Here is a 22,252-nt window from a genome sequence, read left to right as displayed (position 1 = left end):
GAGGACGCTCCTTGCGGCGCCCTCCCCTCCTTTCACGTCCGTCTTGCGCCCCTTATCGAATCGCCCCTACTTCCCGGGAAGCCGATTTTCGTCTCCACCCGTTCCCCTTCAGCCAGCTCTCCCATGAAACGACCCGCGATCCTCCTTGCGCTGTGCCTCGTTTCCGCCGCCCGCCTCCCGGCGCAGAACCCCGCGGCTTCCGACACCGCGCGCTGGACCGTGGTCCTGGGCGAGCGCAGCGCGGGCGAGCTGCGGGGGTGGACGATGCCCGACGGCGAGCTGCGCTTCACCTCGAAGGTGAACGACCGCGGGCGGGGGGCCGAGCTGGAGACGCACGTCCGCCTGGGCGCCGACGGGCTTCCGGCGATGCTGCACACCACCGGGGTGGACTACTACAAGAACCCGGTGGACGAGCGGTTCGAGATCGCGAACGGCCGCGCCACTTGGCGCAGCGCGGCCGAGCACGGCGACGCCGCCGTGAGCGGGCCGGCGTATTACGCGGCGATGAACGATGCGTCCGACGCGGGGATCCTGGCGCGGGCGCTGCTCGACGCGCCGGACCACGCGCTCCCGCTGCTTCCCGGCGGGCGCGCCACCCTCGAGCGCGTGGGCGACCTGCAGGTGAGCGCCGGCGGCCGCACCCGCACCGTCACCGAGTACCGCATCGCCGGCTTCGGCTTCGAGCCGATGACGCTGTGGCTCACACCGGAGCGGCGCTTCTTCGCGCAGGGCGGCGGGTGGGGCGGCACCGTGGAGGCGGGATGGGAATCGGTGCTCCCGCAGCTCGTGCGCGCGCAGGACGCGGCCGAGGAGCGGCGCTACGCGGAGATGGCCCGCACCCTGGCGCGGCATCCGGGGCACCCCCTCGTCTTTCGCGGCGTGGCGGTGTTCGACCCCGCGGCGCGCGTCCGCCGCACCGGGATGACGGTGGTGATCGACGGGAACCGCATCGTGGCCGCGGGGCCGGCGGGGTCGGTAAGCGTGCCGGCGGGGGCGGAGGTGATCGACGGGGCGGGGAAGACGCTGCTCCCGGGGCTGTGGGACATGCACACGCACAACAGCCCCATCGACGGGCTGATGCACCTGGCCGCGGGCGTCACCAGCGTGCGCGACATGGGCAACGACACCACCATCGTCACCACGCTCCGGCGGCGCTGGGCATCGGGCGAGCAGCTGGGCCCGCGGCTGATCATCGCGGGCTTCATCGACGGGCCGGGGCCGTTCACGGCGCCCACCGGGCTGAAGGTGTCGACGCCGCAGGAGGCGCGGGCCGCGGTGGACGCGTACCGCCGCCTCGGCGCGGAGCAGATCAAGGTCTACAGCTCGCTCGACACCACCCTGCTGCCGGGGATCATCCAGCGGGCGCACGCGCTGGGGATGCGCGTCAGCGGGCACATCCCCTGGCACCTCACCGCCGAGGACGGGGTGCGGATGGGGATGGACGAGATCCAGCACGCCAACTTCCTCGTCCTGAACTTCCTGGGCGACAGCATCGACACCCGCACCCCGGCGCGCTTCACCCGCCCCGCGGCGATGGCGGCCGGGCTGGACCTGTCGTCGCCCCAGGTGCAGCGCTTCGTGGCGCTGCTGCGCGACCGGCACATCGTGGTGGACCCCACGCTGAACGCGTTCGAAGGGATGTTCACCGCGCGCAGCGGCGAGGTGTCGCCGGACTTCGCGGCGGTGGCGGACCGGCTGCCGGTGAACGTGCGGCGCAGCCTGCTTACCGGCGGCCTGCCCGTGCCGGAGGGGATGGACGCGCGCTACCGCGAGAGCTACCGGCGCATGGTGCAGCTCGTGGGGATGCTGCACCGCCAGGGGGTGCGGCTGGTGGCGGGAACCGACGCGCTCTCGGGGTTCCAGCTGCACCGCGAGCTGGAGCTGTACGTACAGGCGGGGATCCCGGCGGCCGACGTGCTGTACATCGCCACGCTGGGCGCGGCGCAGGTAATGAAGCGCGACGGCGAGCTGGGCACCATCGCCGCCGGACGCCTGGCCGACGTGGTGCTGGTGGACGGCGACCCCACCACCAACATCTCGGACGTGCGCCGCACGCGGCTGGTGGTGAAGGACGGCGTCGTCTACCAGCCGGACCGCCTGTACGCCGCTATCGGGGTCGCCCCGGTCCCCTGATCCACCGGTGGATCTCGAAAGCATCCGGCCCCGCAATCGCCATCGATCGCGGGGCCGGTATGCGTTTGGCGAGCCCGCCGATCCTCGGCCGGGGGTGCCGCTCAGGGTGACGGCGTGTTGTACACGTAGCCTATGATGCCCTTATCGACGTACCCGGCGTTGGCCACCTTGTCCTGCACCTCCGTAATGCTCTTGGTGTACAGATTGTCATGATACCCCGGATGGTAGACCCGGTACAGCGGCACGGTGCCGGTGACCTGTGAGGTCGCGATGTAGCCCTGGAGCACGCCCTGCGTGAAGATCCCGCAGCTGCCGTTCACGGAAAGCAGGTTGCGATTGTAGTAGGTCTGGTCTCTGCAGCGGTACAGGGGAATGTGCCCGGCGGAGGAATCGCTCGCCGTGTAGAAGTAGTCGAGCTTCTCGAGCGGATAATCCAGCGCGCCCGGCGCGAGCGAGTAGCTATGGTCTACCAAGTATGGTTGATAGGTCCGGTGCACGGGCGAACGTGCGCCGTAGTCCCGGCCTAGCCGCGTATTCAGCAGTCGATTGGGCGACGCCGCGCCTGCCGAGGTCACGAGGCCGGGTGTGGCGTTGGCGACGACCCGATCACGTGTCTCGATGGTGGTCGCGGCCGGTTTTTCCTGGAGGAACAGGGCTACGTGACCCGTGGCGTGCGGAGCGGCCATCGACGTGCCGTTGATCGTGTTGGAGCCTCCGTTGATCCACGCCGAGGTGATGTTCATCCCCGGCGCGAACACGTCCAGGCAGCTACCGATGTTGGAGAACGACGTCCGCTGGTCCGTCTGGTCGGTCGCGCCCACGGTCAGCGCCTCGGCCACGCGCGCGGGCGAGTAGTTGCACGCGTCCGCCGCATCGTTCCCGGCCGACACCACCACGGTGATGCCGCTGGCGATCAGGTTGCGCACGGCGGCGTCCACCACCGAGTCCGCGGCGCCGCCGAGCGACAGGTTGGCCACGGCGGGCGTCTGGTGATGCAGGCGCACCCAGTCGATGCCGGCGATCACCGCCGACCAGGTGGTGGTGTTCGTGCATTCGAAGACGCGCACCGACACCAGCTTCACCGCTTTCGCCACGCCGTACGTGGCGCCGCCCACGGTGCCCGCCACGTGCGTCCCGTGGCCGGTGCAATCCTGGCCGTTCCCCCCGAATGCATCGTAGCCCACCTGCGCGCGCCCGCCGAACTCCGGGTGCGACGTCTGGATCCCCGTGTCGATGATGTACGCCGTGACGCCGGCGCCCGCCCAGGCGTAGTAGTAGGTGCCGTCCATCGGCAGACGGCGCTGGTCCACCCGGTCCAGGTTCCAGACGGGGCTCGGCTGCGCGGTCTGGTCGAGGGCCGCCACCCGGTCCGGCTCGACGTAGGCGACGTTGGGATTGTGCCGCAGCGCCTCGATGGCGGAGGAGGGAAGGGTGGCGGCGAAGCCTTTCAGCGCGTGCTGGTAGGTATAGTGCCGCGTCCCTCCGTGCGCCGCCACGAGCTGCCGCGCCAGCCCGGGCGCATCGCCGACCGTCTCCCGGAAGACGACGATGTAGCGGTCCGGTACGACGTCGCCCCGGCGCGAAGTGCGTGATGCCTGCGGCGCCCGCAGGTCGGGCCTCGTTACCTCGTCGGCGCAGGCGGCGAGCGCCACCAGCAGTGAGGCCGCCGCCCAGTGCAACCACTTGTTTCTCATGCGCCACTCTCCTCATAATGAGTTTCTACGAGTGCGCTCCTTTAGGAGCACACCTTATCGTAAGTCCAGAGTAGCTCCTCCCTGAACTCCGCGCAAGGATTATCCCGAAAAGATTGTATAACGAGTAAGTTGCGCACTCCCGCATGCGACGGCGCAAGCGTCGGCCTGGCGTTTCCTTCGCCTCCGATGTGAAGTGCCGTGGCGAAATGAACCCCTGCATCTCTCGTGAATGCAGGGCTCTTTCGCGTTCCTGAGATCCTGAGCGGCTGTCGATGAATCTCGGCGTCTGGTGACGTGGGCTCCGGTCATCCTCAGCCTTGATCGTCGCCCGCGGACGGGGTGCGCCGCCGAACCGTGCCCTGCTCCGTCACCTTTTTTGAACCCTGCGCGAACGCGGGAATGTTGAATTTCTGGATGGCCGTCCCCGTGCGAGGACACCGATTGACGCATTTAGGGAACACGTTTATATTGGCAAGCCAAATGAAGGCAATAGCTTAGCTGGTCTTTGGGTACGGGCGGATCTGTCGGTTTCGGGACGGATCGGCCCGTTTTCTTTTGGGAGGACCTTGATGCGATTGCGGCGCGGAGACGACCGGACGCTGGGCGTGCTCATGGCCACGCCCACGCGGTGGATCGCGGATGGCACGCGCGCGCCCGCGCACGACGAGCGCGGGCCGCGGCAGGCCGTGCGCGCCGCGGTCGAGCAGATGATCGAAGTGCCTGCCGACGTGCAGGACCTGGTGCTGCTCCTGGAATCGGGCCCCGAAGAGGGGGTGCTGCTGGCCGCGTCCGGCACCTGGCGCCTTCCCTGCGAGGGCGAGGGCGACCTGCTGGCCCAGGCGCGCGCGCGCATCGCCGCGCTGCGGCAGGAGCGGATGCGGCAGCTGAAGCGCCAGCGCCTTCCGGACCAGCTCATCGCCTACTTCGAGGAGCTGAACGCCGCCGCGGCCGAGGACGAGGTGTTCCGCGCGCTGGCCGAGCACGCGCTGCGCATCGTGGGCGCGCACACCTCGCTGGCGTTCGTCCGCGAGCCCGCGCGCGGGATGCTGCGCGCCCCCGCCCGCCCCGGCGCCGCGCCGACGGAGTACCGCGCCTGCCTCCTGTGGGACCCGCGCTTCGCCGAGCCGGGGCTGATGCAGGCGCTGGACGCGCGCGCCGGCGGCCCCTGCGCGGTGGCCGCGCCGCTCTTCGGCGACCCCGCCACGTCGCAGGTGGCCCACGTTCCCGTGGCCGACGAGGGCGTGCTGGTGCTGACCGAGCGCCGCGAGGACCGCGTCTTCGAGCCCGAGGACTGGGACGTGATGCGTGCGCTGGCGCTGCAGGCCGAGATGGCGCTCCGCCGCATCCGGCTGATCGAGAGCGTGCGCAGCCTTTCCCTCACCGACTCGCTCACGGGCCTGGCCAACCGCCGCCACATGGACGTGGTGATGGAGCACGCGTGGGCCTCGGCCCGGCGCGGCGAACCGCTGGCGGTGATGGTGCTGGACCTGGACGGCTTCAAGGCGGTGAACGACGCGCAGGGGCACCAGGCCGGCGACCGCGTGCTCTGCCAGGTGGCCGACGTCCTGCGCTCCGAGGCGCGCGGAAGCGACGTGGTGGTGCGCTACGGCGGCGACGAGTTCCTGGCCATCCTTCCCGGCGGGAACGCAGCGGCCGCGCACTCGCTGGCCGAGCGGGTGCGCATGCGGCTGAACGGGTCGGTGGGGGTCAGCGCCGGCGTGGCCGAGTACCGCCCCGAGATCGCCTCGCCCGACGAGCTCGTCCGCGACGCCGACCGCGCGCTGTACGAGGTGAAGCGCGCCCGCGGCTGCCGGTAGAGGACAGGACAGGGATGCTTGCCCGCATCCGGCCCCATCGGTGATGATCGGCAAGAAGCGGAGCAGCGGAAGACGAATCTTCTGCTGCTCCGCTTCTTTTCATCTCCATCCCGCTTGCCGGGGCCGAACAGGTGAATAGAATTCACCTGCTACAAATGCACAAAGTCCGCTTCGCGGACTGCTCTCCAGCATCTACCCGTTCATCCCACTTCCGGTGTGACCATGAGCGACGCGTGGACGCAGCTGTATCTACATCTCGTGTGGACGACATGGAAGCGGGCGCCGCTTCTGGTGGAGCCGCTCCGGTCGGAGGTGTATCACCTGATCCAGGCGGACTGCACGCGGCTGCGGGCCGATGTGCTGGCGATCGGGGGGATCGAGGATCATGTGCATCTCCCTGTCCGGGTGCCGCCCACGCTCGCCCCCGCGATGCTGGTGAAGCAGTGAAGGGCTCATCGGGGCACGCGGTGAACCATGCGCACGGCTTCTACCGGACCTTCAGGTGGCAAAGCGGCTACGGCGCCTTCAGCGTGTCCAGGCGCCACGTGCCGGTCATCGGCGACTACATCCTCCGCCAGGAGGAGCATCACCGCGAGCAGCGCCTCTGGCCCCTCCTCGAGCCTCCCCCGGCCGAATCAGCGGCAGCAAAACTGTCGGGCTGACAGCACGATGCCGAGGCCGCAGTCCCGAAGGGACTTTGTGCCGTTGTTGCCCCCGAATTCATTCGGGGGGTGGGAGATTTGAGTCGCCCCCTGTCCCCTACGACGCCTTGCGCAGCAGCTGCCGGTCCGCCAGCCCGGGAAGGACCAGGCACTCGGCCCAGGCGTCCTCGTCCGGATCGTCGGCCTCGGGGGTCTCCAGCACCTGCAGGAAGGCGTCGACCACGCCCGGGTCGAACTGGCTGCCGGCGCAGCGGCGGATCTCGTCGCGTGCGTGGTCCTCGGTGTAGGCCTCCTTGTAGCTGCGCCGCGTGATCATGGCGCAGTAGGCGTCCACCACCGCCACGATCCGCGCGGGAAGCGGGATCTCGTCGCCGCGCAGGCCGTCGGGATAGCCGTCGCCGTCGTAGCGCTCGTGGTGGTGCAGCACCACGTCGGCCACCGGCTGCAGCACGGGCACGTTGCGCAGCAGGTCGTGCCCCACCCGCACGTGCGCGCGCATCAGCTCCATCTCCTCCGGCAGCAGCGGCCCGGGCTTGTTCAGCACCCCGTCGCTCACGCCGATCTTTCCCACGTCGTGCAGCAGCGCCGAGTAGCACACCACCGCCTGCTCCTGCGGCGTCAGCCCCATCCGCCCCGCCACCAGCCGCGCGTACCGCGACGCCATCTCGCAGTGGCCGTGCGTGTACGGGTCCTTGGCCTCCACCGCGTCGGCCAGGATGCTCACGGTGGACACGTACGCCATCTGCAGCGCCTGCTCCAGCCGCCGGTTCTCCACCGCCACGCCGGCGTGGTGGCCCACCGAAAGCAGCGTCTCCACGTCGTTGGGGTCGAAGCCGCCGCCCTGCTTGTCGCCCACGATCACCACGCCGTCCAGGTCCTGCATGACCACCACCGGGCTGACGACGAGATTGCGGAAGCGCTCGCCGTCGGAGGTGGGGGCGGGGATGTCGGCGACGCCGTTGTCGGTGCCGTCGTTGCACACCACCGGCTCGTTGCGGTCAATCACGCGGCGGCTGAGCGCGCAGATGAAGGGCGACGGGTCGGCGTCGGGATATCCGTCCACGTCGTGCGCCGCTCGCACGCGCATCCGCCCGCCCGCGCGCGAGGAGATGTACAGGCCGCGCGTGGCGCCGGTGATCTGCATGCACGCGCGCAGGATCATCTCGTAGACGTTCCCCCCGAACAGCGCGCGGTGCACGCTCACCAGCGCGTGCCTGAGCGTCTCGGCGCGCTCGCGCTGCCGCTGGAATGCCAGGTGAGCGCCCTCCAGCTCGCTCCGGACCGCGCGCACCTCGCCGCGCAGCGACTCCGCGTCCGCCTCGGCCGACTGCGCCTCGGCGCGCCAGCGCTCCGCCTCCGCCGATGACGAGCGCGCGTCGGCCTGCGCCATCGCCAGCTCGCCGCGCAGCGCGCCGTCGTGCATCCGGTACGCCTCGGCCGCGGCGTCGAGCAGGGAAAGGACCGGGTCCTCCGGCGGAGTGCCGGCGGCCAGCTGTGCTTCGACGTGGGTCGCCATCTTTGCCCGTGCCCGTCCGCGAAGGAGATCGAGAAACCGTTTCAACGATGACAGAGCACGCGCCGTGCCCCGACTGGATTCACCGAAATGCGAATCCGTTCTGCACCATTAATGTGAAATTAGCCTGATCGGCGATGCTGCACATCGCACACGATGTCGCGCCGAGCGATCCCGTTTTTCGGCATCCTCCCCACTCCCCGCCCGCGCCGCGACGATCCGTCATCCGTCTTCCTCGATCTGATCCAAAAACTTTTATCGCATCGACTTGCGATGCGGATCCACCCCCATCCGTTCATCTTCATCTCCTCTCATCCCCATCTTCCGAATTCCGCAGTTTCACCAAAGCGGTGCAGGGGAGATGGCACGTGGACCCGCGATTGCCTTTCCTCGGGGCACGGAACGCAACGCTCACGGGTTCACACTCGGTCACGCTGGAGGACGCACGATGAAACGCTGGCTCGCGCTCGCGGCGGTTGCCGCACTGGCCGCGGGGTGCAACGACCCACAGCCGCTGGGGCCGGACCGCGCCCCCAACACCCTGCACCGCGTCACCCTCGCCCCGGGCGTGGACGTGGACCCGGTGCTCACCTCGGCGCTCGCGCTGGCCGGGCCGCTGGACCAGCTCGAGGTGCTGGTGACGTACGACAGCCTCGCGAGCGGCGACGCCGTCGCCAGCGCCGTACGGGCCACCGGCGCGGGGATCATCCGCTTCAAGCACCTCCCGATCGTGGCGGCCGTGGCCAACCCCGCGCAGATCACTCGCATCTCCGCGGTGCCGGGCGTGGTCTCGCTCTACTCGAACAAGCAGCTGAAGTGGTTCCTGGCCGAGAGCGTCCCCAGCATCCGCGCCAACCTGGCGCGCGTGGCCGGCTACACGGGGAAGGGGATCGGCGTGGCCATTCTCGACAGCGGCATCGACGGGCTGTTCAACCCCGACGTGCACTATCCCGAGCACGTCGTGCAGAACGTGAAGGTGCTGGGAAGCATGAAGGACCTGGTGACGCAGGACGAGACGCTTCCCGCCGTCGGGGCGAACCTGTTCGTGGAGAACGTCCCCAACACCGACCTCACCGGCGGGCACGGGACGCACGTGGCGGGAATCGTGGGCGGCTCGGGCGCGTCGTCGGCCGGCAAGTACACGGGCGTGGCGCCGGGCGCGAACCTGGTGGGCATCAGCACCGGCGAGACGATCGTGGTGTTCTGGGCGCTGGCCGGCTTCGACTGGCTGATCGACAACGCCGCGAAGTACAACATCAAGGTGGTCAACAACTCGTGGGGCTCGAGCGGAACGTTCGATCCGAACGACCCCACCAACGTGGCCACGAAGGCGGTCTACAAGGCGGGTATCGCGGTGGTGTTCGCCGCGGGGAACGACGGGCCGGGGGAGAACACGCTGAATCCGTACAGCGTTGCTCCGTGGGTGATCAGCGTGGCCGCAGGGTGCAAGACGGTCTCCCCCGACCCCACCAACTCCGCCTCGCTCTGCGCGGGCGGGACCTCGATGCTGGCCGACTTCTCGTCGCGCGGCATCCGCAACGATCCGCTGTACCATCCGGACATCACCGCGCCGGGCGCCAACATCGTGTCGGCCCGCGCCAGCACGGGCACGCCCATGAACGCGCTGAACGCGCCCAGCGACGCGCTGGACTGCGCCATCCCCACCACGTTCGTGCCGTACTACACGTGCATGAGCGGGACGTCGATGGCCACGCCGCACGTGGTCGGCACCATCGCGCTGATGCAGGAGGCCGCGCGCGGCAGGCTCACTCCCGACCAGGTCTACCGCGCGATCACGAAGAGCGCCCGCACGATGCCGTACTACGGCGAGTGGGAGGCGGGCGCCGGCTACCTGGACGCCTACTCGGCGGTGATGTCAGTGCGGCGGTAGCGCTTCCGCGTCTCCCCGGCACCCCTGGATCTCACGCGGAGACGCGGAGGTGCCGGGGACACGCCTCCGCGGCTCCGCGCCTCCGCGTGAGACCTGGCGGAGTCTGGAGACGCGAAGATGAACGAACCTCGGCCGCCGCACCCGGTGGCGGCCGCAACCTGATGACGGACGACGCGGAACGATGCAGCGGACTCTCCTTCTTTCCCTGGCCGCGCTGGCGCTGGCGGCATGCAACGATGCGCAGCCCACGGCGGTCGCCCCGGCCGGACCCGCCCGGCTGGCGACGGTCGCCAGCGGGCCGAAGATCGACGCGAAGCTGGCGAGCGCGCTGGCCGTGGCGGCGCCCGCGCAGCAGCTGGTCGCCATCGTGAACTTCGATCCGGCCAAGACCTCGAAGCTCGCCATCGCCAACCAGGTGATGCGCCTCGGCGCCGGGGTGATGACCTTCCGCAACCTGTCGATGCTCGTTACCCTCGGCACCCCCGCGCAGATCCAGGCGATGGCGGGGCTCGGCGGCGTGCAGAGCATCTACGCCAACCGCGCCGTTCCCACCCTCCTGCGCGAGAGCACGCAGTCGCTTCGCGCCGACATGGCGTGGAACGGCGGCATCACGGGGAAGGGCGTGGGCATCGCCATCCTCGACAGCGGCATCAACGGGCTGAACTCCGACGTCGCGTATCCGACGAAGACCGTCGCCAACGTGAAGTTCACGCTGAACTTCGCCTACCTGACGGACGATACGACCAGCCTTCCGCGCCCCGGCGGCGAGCTGGCGGTGGAGAACCTTCCCAACACCGACAACACCGGCGGGCACGGCACGCACGTGGCCGGCATCGCGGCGGGGAACGGCGGCACCAGCTTCGGCGCGTACCGCGGCGTGGCCCCGGGCGCCAGCCTCATCGGCCTGAGCGCGGGCGAGACGCTGGAGATCGTGTACGCCTCGGTGCTGCAGGCGGTGGACTGGATGATCGACCACCGCGTGAAGTACAACATCAAGGTGGTGAACAACTCCTGGGGCGGCACCGGCGACTTCGATCCCACCGACCCGGTGATCGAGGCCATGAAGTCGGTGCACGACGCCGGCATCACCGTGGTCTTCGCCGCGGGGAACGACGGGCCGGCGGCCAACACCATGAACTACCTGAGCGTGGCGCCGTGGGTGATCAGCGTGGCCGCCGGGTGCAAGCTGTTCGTGCTCGACCCCACCAACTCCGCGTCGCAGTGTGTGGACGCCACGGGCCGCGCGCCGGTGCTGGCGGGCTTCTCGTCGCGCGGCGTGGCGGGCGACCCGCTGCTGCACCCCGACGTGACCGCGCCGGGCGTGCGCATCGTGTCGGCGCGCTCGTCGACCGGCGTGGTGGCGCCGCTGGGCATCACCAGCGACCTGAACGCCTGCAACATCGGCTTCCAGAACCTCGACGACTTCACCTGCATGTCGGGCACGTCGATGGCCGCGCCGCACATCGCCGGCGTGGTGGCGCTGATGCAGGAGGCCGCGGGCGGCAGGCTCACGCCCGACCAGGTGGAAACGATCCTGGAGAACACCGCCCGCCCGCAGCCCGGCTACGCTCTCTGGGAGCAGGGCACCGGCTACGCGGACGCCTACGCGGCGGTGCAGGCCGCCCGGGCGTACCGGTGAGGGCGAGCGAAGCGGCCGGTTCGCCCGCGATCGGGTGATGCCGCGGTCTGGTAAACAGCACACCCCATAATTCATCGGGGCGACAGATACTGGGCGGGCCGGCCGGGCGGGGCCGGGAGCGAAAGGCTCCCGACCCCGGCTTGCTTTTGATCCAGCTACAGTGCGCGCATCACCGTCCCGGCCTCCGGGCGCTCGGCGACCTGGCTCACTCCTGAGGAATGGCCCTCCCGCTCGCCCGGACAGGTGAATGGAATGCATCCGCAACAACTGCACAAAGTCCGCTGCGCGGACTGCTCTCCAGCATCTACCCGTTCATCCCACTTCCGATGTGAATTCTGGTGGAGCCGCTCCGGTTGCGCTGGTCGGAAAGGTGAATAGAATTCACCCCCGACAACTGCACAAAGTCCGCTCCGCGGACTGCTCTCCAGGTATCTACCCGTTCATTCACTTCTGGTGTCAACATGAGCGACGCGTGGACGCAGTTGTATCTGCATCTCGTGTGGACGACATGGAAGCGCGCGCCGCTTCTGGTGGAGCCGCTCCGGTCGGAGGTGTATCACCTGATCCAGGCGGACTGCACGCGGCTGCGGGCCGATGTGCTGGCGATCGGGGGGATCGAGGATCATGTGCATCTCCTTGTCCGGGTGCCGCCCACGCTCGCTCCCGCGATGCTGGTGAAGCAGGTGAAGGGCTCATCGGCGCACGCGATGAACCATGCGCACGGGTTCTATCGGACCTTCCGCTGGCAGAGTGGCTACGGCGCCTTCAGCGTGTCGAAGCGCCATGTCCCGATCATCACCGAGTACATCCTCAACCAGGAAGAGCATCACCGCGAGCAGCGCCTCTGGCCGCTCCTCGAGCCTCCCCCGGCCCAACCAGCGGAAGCAAAACGGCCGGCTTAGCGGCACGATGCCAAGGCTGCAGTCCCGAAGGGACTTTGTGCTGTTGTTGCCCCCGAATTCCATTCGGGGTGCGCGCACCCGCCCCCCGCTGTTGCACCATTTTGCAGAATCCCTCAGATTCCCGCCTCACCGTTTCGCCGTCCGTCACCCGCGCCCCACCGCGCCCGCCGCCGATGCCGCGTCCCGCCGTCCTGGTCATCGAGCCCGCCGCCGCCGCGGCCGAAGCCGTCCGCGAGGCGGTCGCCGGCCGCGCCGAGGTGCGCGCCGCGGCCACCCTGGGCGACGGGCTGGAGCAACTCCGAGGCGGGAGCTGGGCCGCGCTCGTCCTCTCGCTCGACCTTCCCGCCGCGGACCTCGCGCTCGTCCGCCGCATCGCCGAGTCCGGCGTCCCCACGGGGTCGATGGTCCTGCTCGCGTCGCGCCCCACCATGCAGATGATGGTCGAGGCGTCGCGCCTCGGCGTGCTGGGCGTCTTCGCCTCGCCGCCGGACCCGCGAGAGCTGGGCGCGGCGCTGCGCGAGGTGTTCCAGGCCGAGGACGTCATCCCCATCACCCCCGCCGACGTGGGCGACGGCGACGACGAGGCGGCCATCGGCGCCAGCCCGGCCATGCTCGAGGTCTTCCGCATGGTGGGCCGCGTGGCCGGCTCCCCCGCCACGGTGCTCATCCTGGGCGAGTCGGGAACGGGAAAGGAGCTGGTCGCGCGCGCCATCCACCGCAACAGCGGGCGCGCGGCGGGGCCGTTCGTGGCCCTCAACTGCGCCGCCATCCCCGAGAACCTGCTGGAGAGCGAGCTGTTCGGCCACGAGAAGGGGGCGTTCACCGGCGCCATCGCCCGCAAGGTGGGCCGCTTCGAGCGCGCCAGCGGCGGCACGCTGCTGCTGGACGAGATCGGCGACATGTCGCTGGCGCTGCAGGCCAAGATCCTCCGCGCGCTGCAGGAGCGCGAGATCGAGCGCGTGGGCGGCGAGGACCGCATCCCCGTGGACGTGCGCGTGGTCGCGGCCACCAACAAGAACCTGCGTGCCGCCATCACCGACGGCACCTTCCGCGAGGACCTGTACTTCCGCCTGGCCGTGGTCACCCTGCAGCTGCCGCGGCTGGTGGAGCGCGGCGGAGACCTGGACCTTCTCGTCCGCCACTTCGTCGCGCTGAACGCCGCGCGCTACGGGCGCGAGATCCGCGGCATCGCCCGCAGCGTGATGGAGCGGCTGCACGAGCACGCCTGGCCGGGCAACATCCGCGAGCTGCGCAACGTGCTGGAGCGAGCCGTCCTCATGGCGCACGGCACCGTCCTCCTCCCCGAGCACCTTCCCCTCGACCAGCTCAGCCCCCCCGCGCCCGAGGAAGACGGCACCGGCGCCCCGCTCGCCGGCTACGCCCCCGGCCTCCACCTGGCCGACGTGGAGCGCCTGCACATCCGCGAGGTGCTGAAGCTGGTGCAGGGCCACCTCGGCAAGGCCTCCGACGTCCTGGGCGTCCACCGCAACACCCTCACCCGCAAGATCCGCGAGTACGGCCTGGAGTGAGCGTCCTCTGCATCGCTGGATCTCACGCGGAGACGCGGAGACGCGGAGGTGCAGGGCCGGCGACTCCGCGTCTCCGCAACTCCGCGTGAGATCAACGATCCTGGAGAGAACGCGGAGAAATTCGAACTCACGCCGTGTTTCTGAGCGAAGGAGTTCTGAATGCGCGAAACCGACGAAATCACGGGGACCATCATCGACGCTGCGTTCCGGATCCACACGCAACTCGGGCCCGGCATGCTGGAATCTGTCTACGAAGCCATTCTGGCCGACATCGATCGAGAAACGCGGACTCACCGTCCAAAGATTAGCGCCGGTTCATGCGAAGCGGGTGCTGACCTATCTCCGTCTCCTCGGACTCCCGGTAGGCCTGCTGATCAACTTCGGGTCGGCGACGATGAAGGACGGTCTGCAGCGGGTGGTGAATTCCCATGTCCCTGGTCCCGGCTCCCTGCTGCGGATCGACCAGATGGTAGGCTGACTCACGATATCTCTGCGTCTCCGAACTCCGTTGGCCTCACGCGGAGCCGCGGAGACGCGGAGGTGCAGGAAAGCGACTCCGCGTCTCCGCGTGAGATCCAGCGATGTTGGTCGTGCGATTCCCCGATTTGGTGAGCTTGCCTGTTTTTTGTGCAGCCTCTCGCGCCCGCACGGTGGCGCCTCCATCTCCCGCTTCAATCCGAAGTCATTCAACGGAAACAGGTTAGCTCGGGGTAAAGAAATCGGCATGGCATCTGCTTGCACCGTAAGGTGCGCTGTACGGAACCCAGATGCCCAAGGAAGCCGCCGTGAGGATACGCCGCACCCTCGTATCGCTGGCCGCCGCCGCATTCGTGCTGGCCGGCTGCTCGGACCGCGCGCAGGCGCCGCTCGCGCCCGTCGTGCCCGCCGCGCCGGCCCACGCGCTGGGCGGGAGCATCGACGTCAGCGGACTGCTGCAGTTCATCGGCACCCCCGACCTGAGCCCGCCGCGCCACGCGCAGAAGTACATCCGCGCCAGCGAGGGCGGCTTCGTGGAGCTGAACGGCTTCCGCGTCGACATCCCCGCCGGGGCGCTCCCGCGCGACACCACCGTCACCATCGACCTCCCGTCGGACGCGGTGCTGGCCAAGCGCCTGGTGGCCGAGTTCGGCCCCCACGGCGTGCAGTTCAACACCCCGGTCACGCTCAGCTTCCCGCTCGCCGGCGTGCTGCTGGGCAGCGGCCCGATCGGCGTCGCCCGCTGGGAGGGCGATCACTGGGTGAACCTGGGCGGCTCCATCAGCACCGACGGCACCCGGCTGTCCGGCACCACGCCCCACTTCTCGTACTACGGGGGCAAGTACATCATGGCCGGCGGCTGAGCGCCGCCGGCTTCCCGTCTCCAATCCTCGACCCGTTCATCTGGTGAGCAGGCCGTCGTCGCCGCCGCACCTGCTGGTGGAGCGCGCGCTCGCGCTGGTCCCCGACTCGGAAGAGTTCCTGCCGCTCAGCGACGCCGTCATCGGCTCGTCGCGGCTGGACCGCGAGAAGGTGTGGGCCCGCTCGGGCGCGTACGCCACGCTGGGCAAGCGCGTGGTGGACCCGGCGCGGCTGGCGGAGATGATCCCCGCGCTGGCCGAGCGCTCGCGCCAGCGGCTGGAGGAGCTGTACACGCACGTCCTCGAGGCCATCCGCCACCAGCAGGAGGGCGATCTGGCCGCCGCCGCCGCCGCGCTGATCCGCGCGGGCGAGGCCGAGGAAGCCGACCGGCGGCTGGAGAAGGCGGAGAAGATCTACGGCCTGGCGCTGGAGATCTCGCGCGACCTGCGCGAGAAGACGCCGCAGATCGTGGCGCTGCGCCGATTGGGCCGCACCGCGCGCGCCGCCGGGCGGCCGGACGAGGCGTGGGAGTGGTACGAGCAGAGCCACGCGCTGGCCGTCGACCAGATGGACGCCGCCGCGCAGGCCATCGCCTGCCAGGGGATGGGCAACCTCTGCGACGACCGCGGCGAGCGCGAGCGGGCGCGCGACTGGTACGAGCGCGGGCTGGCCATCGCCCGCGGGCTGGGCGATCCCGCGCTGGAATGGCCGTTCTACACCAACCTCTCCGTCATCTCCATCAAGCACGGCGAGCTGGCCGACGCCGAGGCGCTGCTGGCCCGCGCCCGCGAGCGCATCGAGGCCACCGGCGCCGACGACGCCATGCCCTTCTACCTGAACAACCGCGGTCTCCTGCTCACCGAGCACGGCGACCTGCCGGGCGCCGAGGCGGTGCTGCGCGAGGCGCTGGCGCGCAGGCTGGAGCCGCGCTGGGAGATGACGGTGCGCACCAACCTGGGCGACGTGCTGCTGCGGCAGGGGCGTCTGTTCGAGGCGCAGGAAGAGGCGCGCCGCGCCGAGGAGCTGGCGATCGTGGACCGGCTGATCGAGGACTGTGTGGACGTGTACCTGCTGCTGGGCGGGATCGCGCGGGCCAGGGCCGACGAGGAAGGGTTCGTGTTCTACGAGCAGGCGCTCAGCGTCTGCCAGGAGCGCGGCCTTCCGCGCAAGCAGGAGGCGGCGGTGCTGCACGGCTACGGCCTGCTGCACGCCGCCTGCGGCCGCCCGTCCGAGGCCCGCGCCTACCTCGAGGCCGCCCGCGAGATCTACGACGCCGTAGGCTTCCTCCCCGAGCTCGCCCGCGTCGATGCGGACCTGGCCACGCTGGAGCGGGCGGTCGCTGCATGATCGTCGGGCCGACTTCGGAAGATTGGCGATGAAAGACGACGATCCCTCCGCCCTGCCGTTGGATGGAGAGCAACCAGTCCCCCTCGCCTCCGCCGAACGTCCGGACGATCAGGATGGCTTCGACAGGGGGATGCAGATCAGCATGCGAAGCGTTCGCCGGATCCTGGACCGGCGTCGGCGTAAGGCTCCGCCTCCGCTCCTATAGCCGCTTCGGCGAGATCGTGCGCGCTACCGCTGCGGCAGTGCGCAGGTCCGCAGGAACTTGAGATCGAGCTCCCGCGTTCCGTCGGCCAGCCTTGCCAGCTGGTCGACTCTTCGTTGTGCCGGAAGCGGGCACCACACCAGCTGCTTGCCGCGATCCTTCAGCGCTTCGGCTGCGCGGACGTAGTCGCTGTCGCCCGCCACCAGCATCGCCACGTCGTAGCGGTCGCGGTAGGCGCCGACGACCATGTCGACGGCGAGGTTCACGTCCGTTTCCTTCTCGACGTGGTACCTGCGGCCGGTTTCCCGGTCGATGCGCGGCTCGTGGCGCCCCAGCACCAGCTCGATGCGGCTGCTGCGGGAGACCTGCGCGAAGAACCGCTGCTGCGCGCGGTAGCTGTGGCTGTGCTGATCGGGGAGCGGCGACGTGTAGTACCGCAGCTTGACGAAGTGATAACCTCGGCTGAGCCGCGTAGCGAGCAGGTTCAGGTCGATACGGAACGGAATGCCTTCGTACCGTTGCGCCAGGTTGAAGTTTGGCCCGTCTACGAAGATCTCTACGGATGGCTTGAAGGGCCTCGGGAAAGGCGTGGTATCCAATGCTACGGCTCCAAGAGAGTTGTAGTTGGATAAAATAACGAGGGGTTGTGCCAATAAGGCCCAACCCCCCGGAGTTATGTACTCACACCACCCGCAGGTGGGGAGCGACGACAAGTCTAGCGCCCGGAGGCGCTGCAGTCAAGAGGAAGGTAAACAGAAGCTCGGCAGGACCTGAACAGAAAGCCGGACAGAGCGTCCGGCCTTCTGTTCATCGCCCCACCGCTCGCAGTCAGAAGTCGTACTTCACGCGGGCCAGGATGGTGCGGCCGATGTTGGGCGTGCCCGGGAACGGCCGGTAGCCCTCGTTGAACAGGTTGGTGACGGCCACCTGCAGCGTGGTCTTGCGCCCGCGCACCGGCAGCCGGTACCCCACGTTCATGTCGAAGAGCGTGTACGCGCTCACGCAGTCCTCGGCCAGCGGGCTGGTCGACGCGCCCTCCAGGCAGCGCGTGCCGATGTACACCCCCGAGTTCACCGGGAAGCCCGCGGTGTAGCGCATCCGCGCCTCGCCCGAGAAGCCGTTCCCCTCGGCGGCGTCGTAGGTCAGCGCCAGCGTCGCCTTCTTCGTGGGCGCGTTCAGCGTCACCAGCCCGGCGTTGCGCGTCTGCCAGCGGTCGTCGCTCACGTACGAGCCGCTGGCGCTCACCGACCACTCGGGGTTCACGATGAAGCGCGCCGACAGGTCGCTTCCCCACAGGTCGATGTTCTCGTCGACGTTCACGTACGTCACCAGCAGCTGCGCGCTGTTGGCGTGCACGCTGGGCGCCGAGATCACGCCCACGGGGATCGTGGCCAGCCCGGGCGAGGTGGCGTTGCCGATCAGCTGCGCGGCCAGCGCCGTGGCCTGCGCCTGGCTCATCCCCAGGTCCGCCATGAAGCGCGGGACCAGGTACGCGCCCAGCTGCGGCCCGTTCAGCAGCACCAGCGGCGTCTGGATGGTGAGCGGCGTCACCAGGTTCTCCTTGCGCGACCACCACGCGTCGGCGGCAATCAGCAGCCGGTCGCCCAGGATTCCCTTGTATCCGGCCTCCAGCGTGTTCGAGGGCGACTCGCGGATCGGCTTCACGTCGGGGAGCGCCAGCGAGGCCAGGTCGCCCACCTGCCCGGTGACCGCGTTCAGGTAGTTCAGCCCCACCTGCCCCGACGTCGGGTGCAGCCCGCTCAGGTACGCCACCAGCGTCGGCGGCAGCGGCGTTCCCGCCTGCGCCGCGCGGGCCGCCAGCACGCCCACCGCCAGCGGGAAGAGCGTGGTGGAGTTGCCGGGGAGGAGCTGGCCGGGGCCGCCCAGCCCGGCGGGGGTGAAGGGCGAGCGCACCTGGTAGTTGCCGCCCGCGTCGCGGAACGAGAAGCCCACGTCGCCCGTTCCCTGGATGCGCAGCGAGTACCCCAGCCCAGCCAGCTGGTCGTTGGGGATCGACGAGCCCAGGTCCAGGAACTGGTTCAGCGAGCTGGGCGTGCTGAACGCGCGGTTGTAGCTGAGGCGCAGCGCGTGTCCCGGGGCCGGCTTGAACACCAGCGCCGCGCGGGGGCTGAACACCGGGTCCGGGAGCGCCGAGTGCGTGTCGATGCGGCCGGCCAGCACCAGGTCCAGCTTGGGGGTGATGGCCGTCTCGCTCTGCAGGTAGGCGCCGAACTCGCGCGTCTGGTCGTGCCCCTCGTACTGCCCGTTGATGGTTCCCTCGGTCACCGGGTTGGTCCAGGTGTAGTCGCCGCCGTAGGTGAAGCGCTGGCGGGTGCCCAGGTCGAACCCGTGCTGCAGCTGCCCCACCACCACGCTCGAGCGGTCCACGATGGGCGCGCCGTTGCGCAGCAGGAAGGTTTCGCCGGCGTCGCTGTGGTTCACGTACACCTGCCCGAACAGCCGCCGCCAGTTGCCGCGCAGCTGGCCGTAGGTGTAGCGCCAGTTGCGGGCCTGCCCCGCGCCCAGCCCGGTCAGCTCGATCCCGTTCACCTCGGTGCTCACGCCGGCGCTCAGCACGGCGGTGAAGTCGTCGCTCACGCGCCAGTCGGCGCGCGCGTCGCCGCTCCAGCGCTCGATGCCGAAGTCGCGCTGCCCGATGCGGGCGATGCGCACGTCGGCCTCGGCCTGGGTGATGCCCGAGGCGCGCATCAGGTCGGCGCGGTAGAAGGCCAGGTTCGAGGCGAACTTGTTGCGCTCCAGCACCTCGGCCGGGTCGGTGTAGCGCCACTCGTCGGCGCGCACGTACTGGCCGCTGAGCTTCACGCCGAAGTTGGGCGCCAGCAGCTGCGCCGTGCGGAACTCGCCCTGCAGGGTGCTGCGGCTTCCGCCGCCCACGGCCAGGGTGGTTCCCTGCTCGTCCAGCGGGCTCTTGGTGATGATGTGCAGGATGCCGTCGGCCGTGTTCGGCCCGTACAGCGCCGCGCCGGGGCCCAGCACCACCTCCATCCGCTGGATGTCCTCGTTGTTGGCGGGAACGAACTGGAGGAAGTTCACGCGCAGGCTGGGCACGCCGGTGAGGCGGTAGTCGGTGAGCGCGTGCAGGGCGCCGGAGAAGATGTTGTTGAAGCCGCGCGCCACCACGTTGGCCGACCCCGCGCCGGTCTGCGCGATGTCTACGCCGGGGACGGAGCGCAGGTGGTCGACGGTGGTGATGGCCGGGCGCGCCTCGATCTCGCGCTCGGAGACCACCTCCACGCGGGCCGGCGCCTCGAGCGCCTTCTCGGGGCGCTTGGAGGCCGAGACGACCAGCGGGTTCAGGGCGACGGCGCCCGCCGAGATCTCCACGTTCACCGTGGACGCCTGCCCGGCGGCGACCACCGCGCCAAGCCTGCTTTCCGAGCCGCCCTCGTTCTTGATGACCATGGTGTACGAGCCGGGGCGCAGCCCGGCCAGCCGGTAGTTCCCCTGCGCGTCGGTGGTCGTGCTGCCCACCACGCGCCCGTCGCTCGATACGGCGTCCACGTGGGCGCCGGCCACGGCGCGGCCGGTGGTGGGGTCCTTCACGCTGCCGCCCACGCTGCCGTCCTGCTGGGCCAGCGCCGGAACGGCGGTGAGGGCGAGGAAGGCCACGACGAGCGCGAGGCTGCGTACGGGTCTGCGGGGCATGCGGTCCTCGTTGGATGGGGAGGGGCGGGCCGGCGGCGCCGGCGAGGAACGGCGGCACGCCGCCGGGAGACGGGCGGCGGCCGCGGGCGATGCGTTTGCGGGAACGCCCGTCCGTCCGCGCGGAGGCGCGGGTCGCTGGGGCGGTGGACCGGGCGGAAGGTGCGTCAGGGGCGGGCGGTGAATGGAGCGCACGATACGCCGAATCCGCTGCAAGATCAAGCATTCCGGCGCATCGGGGCCCATACGCGGGCGGGATTTCCGGGAGATTGTCCCCGCGAGGGCCCAATCGCTCCGTGGGGATGGCTCCGCGGCCAATCTCGATCGGGAACGGGGAGATTGAAGGAGGGATGGAGATTCGTGACGGAATTGTGACGATGCAGCGCCGTTGCGGGTACGCCGCGTGCGGGGCACCCCGCTCTCGAACCCCGGACGGAGGACGAGCATGGGCCACAGGAAGAAGGCGAAGAAGTCGCTGAGGAAGCGCGTGCGGAAGCTGGTGCGCAAGCACGGCTCGGAGATCGTGACGGCGCTCGCGTCCGCGCTCGTCGGCGCCGCGGTGGATGCCGCGCGGAAGCAGGGCGGCAAGAAGAAGCACCGACACCGCCTGGCGGAGGTGCAGGCGGTGTAGACCTTGCGCCCCCGCGGCCGCGATGCGGGGGACGATCGTTCGGTCCTGCCACGAACCGCGTGAGGGATGCGCGCCCGAAGGGCCGGGAACCCGCCGCGCCCGCGCAGATGCCTGGGAATCGGGAAGATGCGTTGCGCGGCGGGGGCCCGGCGCGGTTGGGCACAGTAGTATCGTGCCCTACCGCGCGCGCAGCCCGGTTTGGCGCCTCGGCGCCAAACACGCCCAAGCGCCCTTGGTCTTCATCCGTTCATCACTTCGGCACAGTTCCGTCCTCCGCCTCCAGCCTTCGCGGCAGACGGCGCACGGGTCTTGCCCTGTCCGCGGGCGAAACGCGGCATGACCCCGAGCCCGGCGCGAGGCGAATGGAGCGCGACTACCCCCCGATCGAGGACCACGGCATCATCGGCGACCTGCACACCGTGGCGCTGGTCTGCCGGGACGGCACGATCGACTTCATGTGCGCGCCGCGCTTCGACTCGCCGCCGGTGTTCGGCTCGCTGCTGGACCGCGGCCGCGGCGGGCGCTTCGAGCTGTCGCCGGTGCTGAACGGCGCGCGGCTGAAGCAGCTGTACCTCCCCGACACCAACGTCCTCCTCACCCGCTTCCTTTCGCCCGACGGCGTGGCCGAGATCTCGGACTTCATGCCCGTGGGCGAGAGCGACCACGTGCGTGCCGTGGTGCGCCGGGTGAAGGCGGTGCGCGGCGACCTGCGCTTCTGCGTGCGCTGCGCCCCGCGCTTCGGCTACGGCCCCGAGACGCACCGCGCGAGGGGCGAGGACGGCTGCGTCCTCTTCACGCCGCGGGACGGGACCGTCGCCGCGCGGCTGTGGACCACCATCCCCGTGCGCTTCCACGAGGGCGACGCGGTGGCCGAGTTCACCCTGCGCCACAGCGAGGCGGCCACCTTCGTCTTCGAGGTCGGCGACGTCTCCGCCCGCTCGCCCGCCTCGGCCCCGCACTACGTGGCCGAGGCCTTCAAGCGCACCACCAACTTCTGGCGGCGGTGGATCGGGAAATCCACCTACCGCGGCCGCTGGCGCGACGAGGTGCACCGCTCGGCGCTCGTGCTGAAGATGCTGTTCAGCCATCCGCACGGCTCGCTGGTGGCCGCGCCCACCTTTGGGCTGCCGGAGGCGCTGGGCGGGGCGCGCAACTGGGACTATCGCTACACCTGGGTGCGCGACGCCGCGTTCACCCTGTACGCGCTGATTCGCCTGGGACTGACGGACGAGACCGCGCCGTTCATGCAGTGGATCGCCGAGCGCTGCGCCGAGGAAGGCGACGGCATTCC

17 protein-coding genes and 1 pseudogene are annotated in these 22,252 nt (G+C 70.0%); 14 read left to right on the top strand and 4 right to left on the bottom strand.

The window, feature by feature from the left end; translation table 11 throughout:
* The first annotated feature begins 123 nt into the window (after window positions 1-123).
* The gene (locus VLK66_RS06660; protein WP_325308606.1) at window positions 124-2,133 is read left to right on the top strand and encodes an amidohydrolase family protein; all 2,010 of its coding nucleotides are present in this window, start codon (window positions 124-126) and stop codon (window positions 2,131-2,133) included.
* A gap of 101 nt (window positions 2,134-2,234) precedes the next feature.
* On the opposite strand, the gene VLK66_RS06655 is transcribed toward VLK66_RS06660, so the two are convergent.
* Window positions 2,235-3,827 carry a S8 family serine peptidase gene (locus VLK66_RS06655; protein ID WP_325308605.1) on the bottom strand — a complete coding sequence of 531 codons (1,593 nt, stop codon included), beginning with the start codon at window positions 3,825-3,827 and terminating at the stop codon, window positions 2,235-2,237.
* A 569-nt stretch (window positions 3,828-4,396) separates the two neighbouring features.
* On the opposite strand from VLK66_RS06655, the gene VLK66_RS06650 reads away from it, so the two are divergent.
* The 3 genes from VLK66_RS06650 to VLK66_RS06640 all read left to right on the top strand — a co-directional run bounded on the left by VLK66_RS06650 (window position 4,397) and on the right by VLK66_RS06640 (window position 6,306).
* On the top strand, window positions 4,397-5,644 hold the full coding sequence (locus VLK66_RS06650; RefSeq protein ID WP_325308604.1) for a GGDEF domain-containing protein: 1,248 nt from the start codon (window positions 4,397-4,399) through the stop codon (window positions 5,642-5,644).
* 222 nt (window positions 5,645-5,866) lie between these two features.
* Window positions 5,867-6,091: a transposase gene (locus VLK66_RS06645; RefSeq protein ID WP_325308603.1), complete on the top strand. Its 225-nt coding sequence runs from the start codon at window positions 5,867-5,869 to the stop codon at window positions 6,089-6,091.
* A complete protein-coding gene (locus tag VLK66_RS06640) occupies window positions 6,088-6,306 on the top strand; it encodes a hypothetical protein (RefSeq protein ID WP_325308602.1) in 219 nt (72 codons plus the stop codon). Before VLK66_RS06645 ends, VLK66_RS06640 begins: the two co-directional genes overlap by 4 nt.
* Before the next feature lie 97 nt (window positions 6,307-6,403).
* Here the strand turns inward: VLK66_RS06640 and VLK66_RS06635 are convergent, their stop codons facing one another.
* Window positions 6,404-7,822, bottom strand: coding sequence for an HD domain-containing phosphohydrolase (locus VLK66_RS06635; RefSeq protein WP_325308601.1), 1,419 nt, complete (start codon window positions 7,820-7,822; stop codon window positions 6,404-6,406).
* 445 nt (window positions 7,823-8,267) lie between these two features.
* Between VLK66_RS06635 and VLK66_RS06630 the strand changes: the two genes are divergently transcribed.
* The 8 genes and pseudogenes from VLK66_RS06630 (at window position 8,268) to VLK66_RS06605 (ending at window position 16,465) form a co-directional block, all read left to right on the top strand.
* The gene (locus VLK66_RS06630; protein WP_325308600.1) at window positions 8,268-9,710 is read left to right on the top strand and encodes a S8 family serine peptidase; all 1,443 of its coding nucleotides are present in this window, start codon (window positions 8,268-8,270) and stop codon (window positions 9,708-9,710) included.
* A gap of 181 nt (window positions 9,711-9,891) precedes the next feature.
* Window positions 9,892-11,349, top strand: a complete 1,458-nt coding sequence (locus VLK66_RS06625) for a S8 family serine peptidase (protein WP_325308599.1) — start codon at window positions 9,892-9,894, stop codon at window positions 11,347-11,349.
* A 461-nt stretch (window positions 11,350-11,810) separates the two neighbouring features.
* The gene (gene tnpA, locus VLK66_RS06620; RefSeq protein WP_325308598.1) at window positions 11,811-12,251 is read left to right on the top strand and encodes an IS200/IS605 family transposase; all 441 of its coding nucleotides are present in this window, start codon (window positions 11,811-11,813) and stop codon (window positions 12,249-12,251) included.
* Between the two features lie 173 nt (window positions 12,252-12,424).
* The gene (locus VLK66_RS06615) at window positions 12,425-13,780 is read left to right on the top strand and encodes a sigma-54 dependent transcriptional regulator (protein WP_325308597.1); all 1,356 of its coding nucleotides are present in this window, start codon (window positions 12,425-12,427) and stop codon (window positions 13,778-13,780) included.
* Window positions 13,781-13,939: 159 nt separating this feature from the next.
* Window positions 13,940-14,005 (top strand): annotated as a pseudogene (locus VLK66_RS28600) (hypothetical protein); the annotation flags it as partial.
* Window positions 14,006-14,108: 103 nt separating this feature from the next.
* The gene (locus VLK66_RS28595) at window positions 14,109-14,258 is read left to right on the top strand and encodes a GxxExxY protein (RefSeq protein ID WP_349260488.1); all 150 of its coding nucleotides are present in this window, start codon (window positions 14,109-14,111) and stop codon (window positions 14,256-14,258) included.
* 289 nt (window positions 14,259-14,547) lie between these two features.
* Window positions 14,548-15,120, top strand: coding sequence for a hypothetical protein (locus VLK66_RS06610; RefSeq protein ID WP_325308596.1), 573 nt, complete (start codon window positions 14,548-14,550; stop codon window positions 15,118-15,120).
* Window positions 15,121-15,163: 43 nt separating this feature from the next.
* Entirely contained in the window at window positions 15,164-16,465 is a 1,302-nt protein-coding gene (locus VLK66_RS06605; RefSeq protein WP_325308595.1) for a tetratricopeptide repeat protein, read from the top strand.
* Between the two features lie 228 nt (window positions 16,466-16,693).
* Here the strand turns inward: VLK66_RS06605 and VLK66_RS06600 are convergent, their stop codons facing one another.
* On the bottom strand, window positions 16,694-17,266 hold the full coding sequence (locus VLK66_RS06600; protein WP_325308594.1) for an NYN domain-containing protein: 573 nt from the start codon (window positions 17,264-17,266) through the stop codon (window positions 16,694-16,696).
* 229 nt (window positions 17,267-17,495) lie between these two features.
* On the bottom strand, window positions 17,496-20,333 hold the full coding sequence (locus VLK66_RS06595; RefSeq protein WP_325308593.1) for a TonB-dependent receptor: 2,838 nt from the start codon (window positions 20,331-20,333) through the stop codon (window positions 17,496-17,498).
* Window positions 20,334-20,775: 442 nt separating this feature from the next.
* Here VLK66_RS06595 and VLK66_RS06590 point away from each other — a divergent pair, with 442 nt between their 5' ends.
* Both VLK66_RS06590 and VLK66_RS06585 read left to right on the top strand, forming a co-directional pair.
* Window positions 20,776-20,961, top strand: a complete 186-nt coding sequence (locus VLK66_RS06590; protein WP_325308592.1) for a hypothetical protein — start codon at window positions 20,776-20,778, stop codon at window positions 20,959-20,961.
* A gap of 362 nt (window positions 20,962-21,323) precedes the next feature.
* Window positions 21,324-22,252: glycoside hydrolase family 15 protein (locus tag VLK66_RS06585; protein WP_325308591.1), on the top strand; the 929-nt coding region annotated here is incomplete at its 3' end.

Source organism: Longimicrobium sp. (genome assembly GCF_035474595.1).
In the GTDB taxonomy this organism is placed as follows: domain Bacteria; phylum Gemmatimonadota; class Gemmatimonadetes; order Longimicrobiales; family Longimicrobiaceae; genus Longimicrobium.
The sequence above is the reverse complement of the archived record's forward strand: the minus strand, read 5'-3'. Positions and strand labels throughout refer to the sequence as shown.

Excerpts from the sequence above, each read along its gene's own strand:
- VLK66_RS06660 (WP_325308606.1), top strand. The coding sequence starts at position 124 with ATGAAACGACCCGCGATCCTCCTTGCGCTGTGCCTCGTTTCCGCCGCC.
- VLK66_RS06655 (WP_325308605.1), bottom strand. The coding sequence starts at position 3,827 with ATGAGAAACAAGTGGTTGCACTGGGCGGCGGCCTCACTGCTGGTGGCG.
- VLK66_RS06650 (WP_325308604.1), top strand. The coding sequence starts at position 4,397 with ATGCGATTGCGGCGCGGAGACGACCGGACGCTGGGCGTGCTCATGGCC.
- VLK66_RS06645 (WP_325308603.1), top strand. The coding sequence starts at position 5,867 with ATGAGCGACGCGTGGACGCAGCTGTATCTACATCTCGTGTGGACGACA.
- VLK66_RS06635 (WP_325308601.1), bottom strand. The coding sequence starts at position 7,822 with ATGGCGACCCACGTCGAAGCACAGCTGGCCGCCGGCACTCCGCCGGAG.
- VLK66_RS06630 (WP_325308600.1), top strand. The coding sequence starts at position 8,268 with ATGAAACGCTGGCTCGCGCTCGCGGCGGTTGCCGCACTGGCCGCGGGG.
- VLK66_RS06625 (WP_325308599.1), top strand. The coding sequence starts at position 9,892 with ATGCAGCGGACTCTCCTTCTTTCCCTGGCCGCGCTGGCGCTGGCGGCA.
- tnpA (WP_325308598.1), top strand. The coding sequence starts at position 11,811 with ATGAGCGACGCGTGGACGCAGTTGTATCTGCATCTCGTGTGGACGACA.
- VLK66_RS06615 (WP_325308597.1), top strand. The coding sequence starts at position 12,425 with ATGCCGCGTCCCGCCGTCCTGGTCATCGAGCCCGCCGCCGCCGCGGCC.
- VLK66_RS06610 (WP_325308596.1), top strand. The coding sequence starts at position 14,548 with ATGCCCAAGGAAGCCGCCGTGAGGATACGCCGCACCCTCGTATCGCTG.
- VLK66_RS06595 (WP_325308593.1), bottom strand. The coding sequence starts at position 20,333 with ATGCCCCGCAGACCCGTACGCAGCCTCGCGCTCGTCGTGGCCTTCCTC.
- VLK66_RS06590 (WP_325308592.1), top strand. The coding sequence starts at position 20,776 with ATGGGCCACAGGAAGAAGGCGAAGAAGTCGCTGAGGAAGCGCGTGCGG.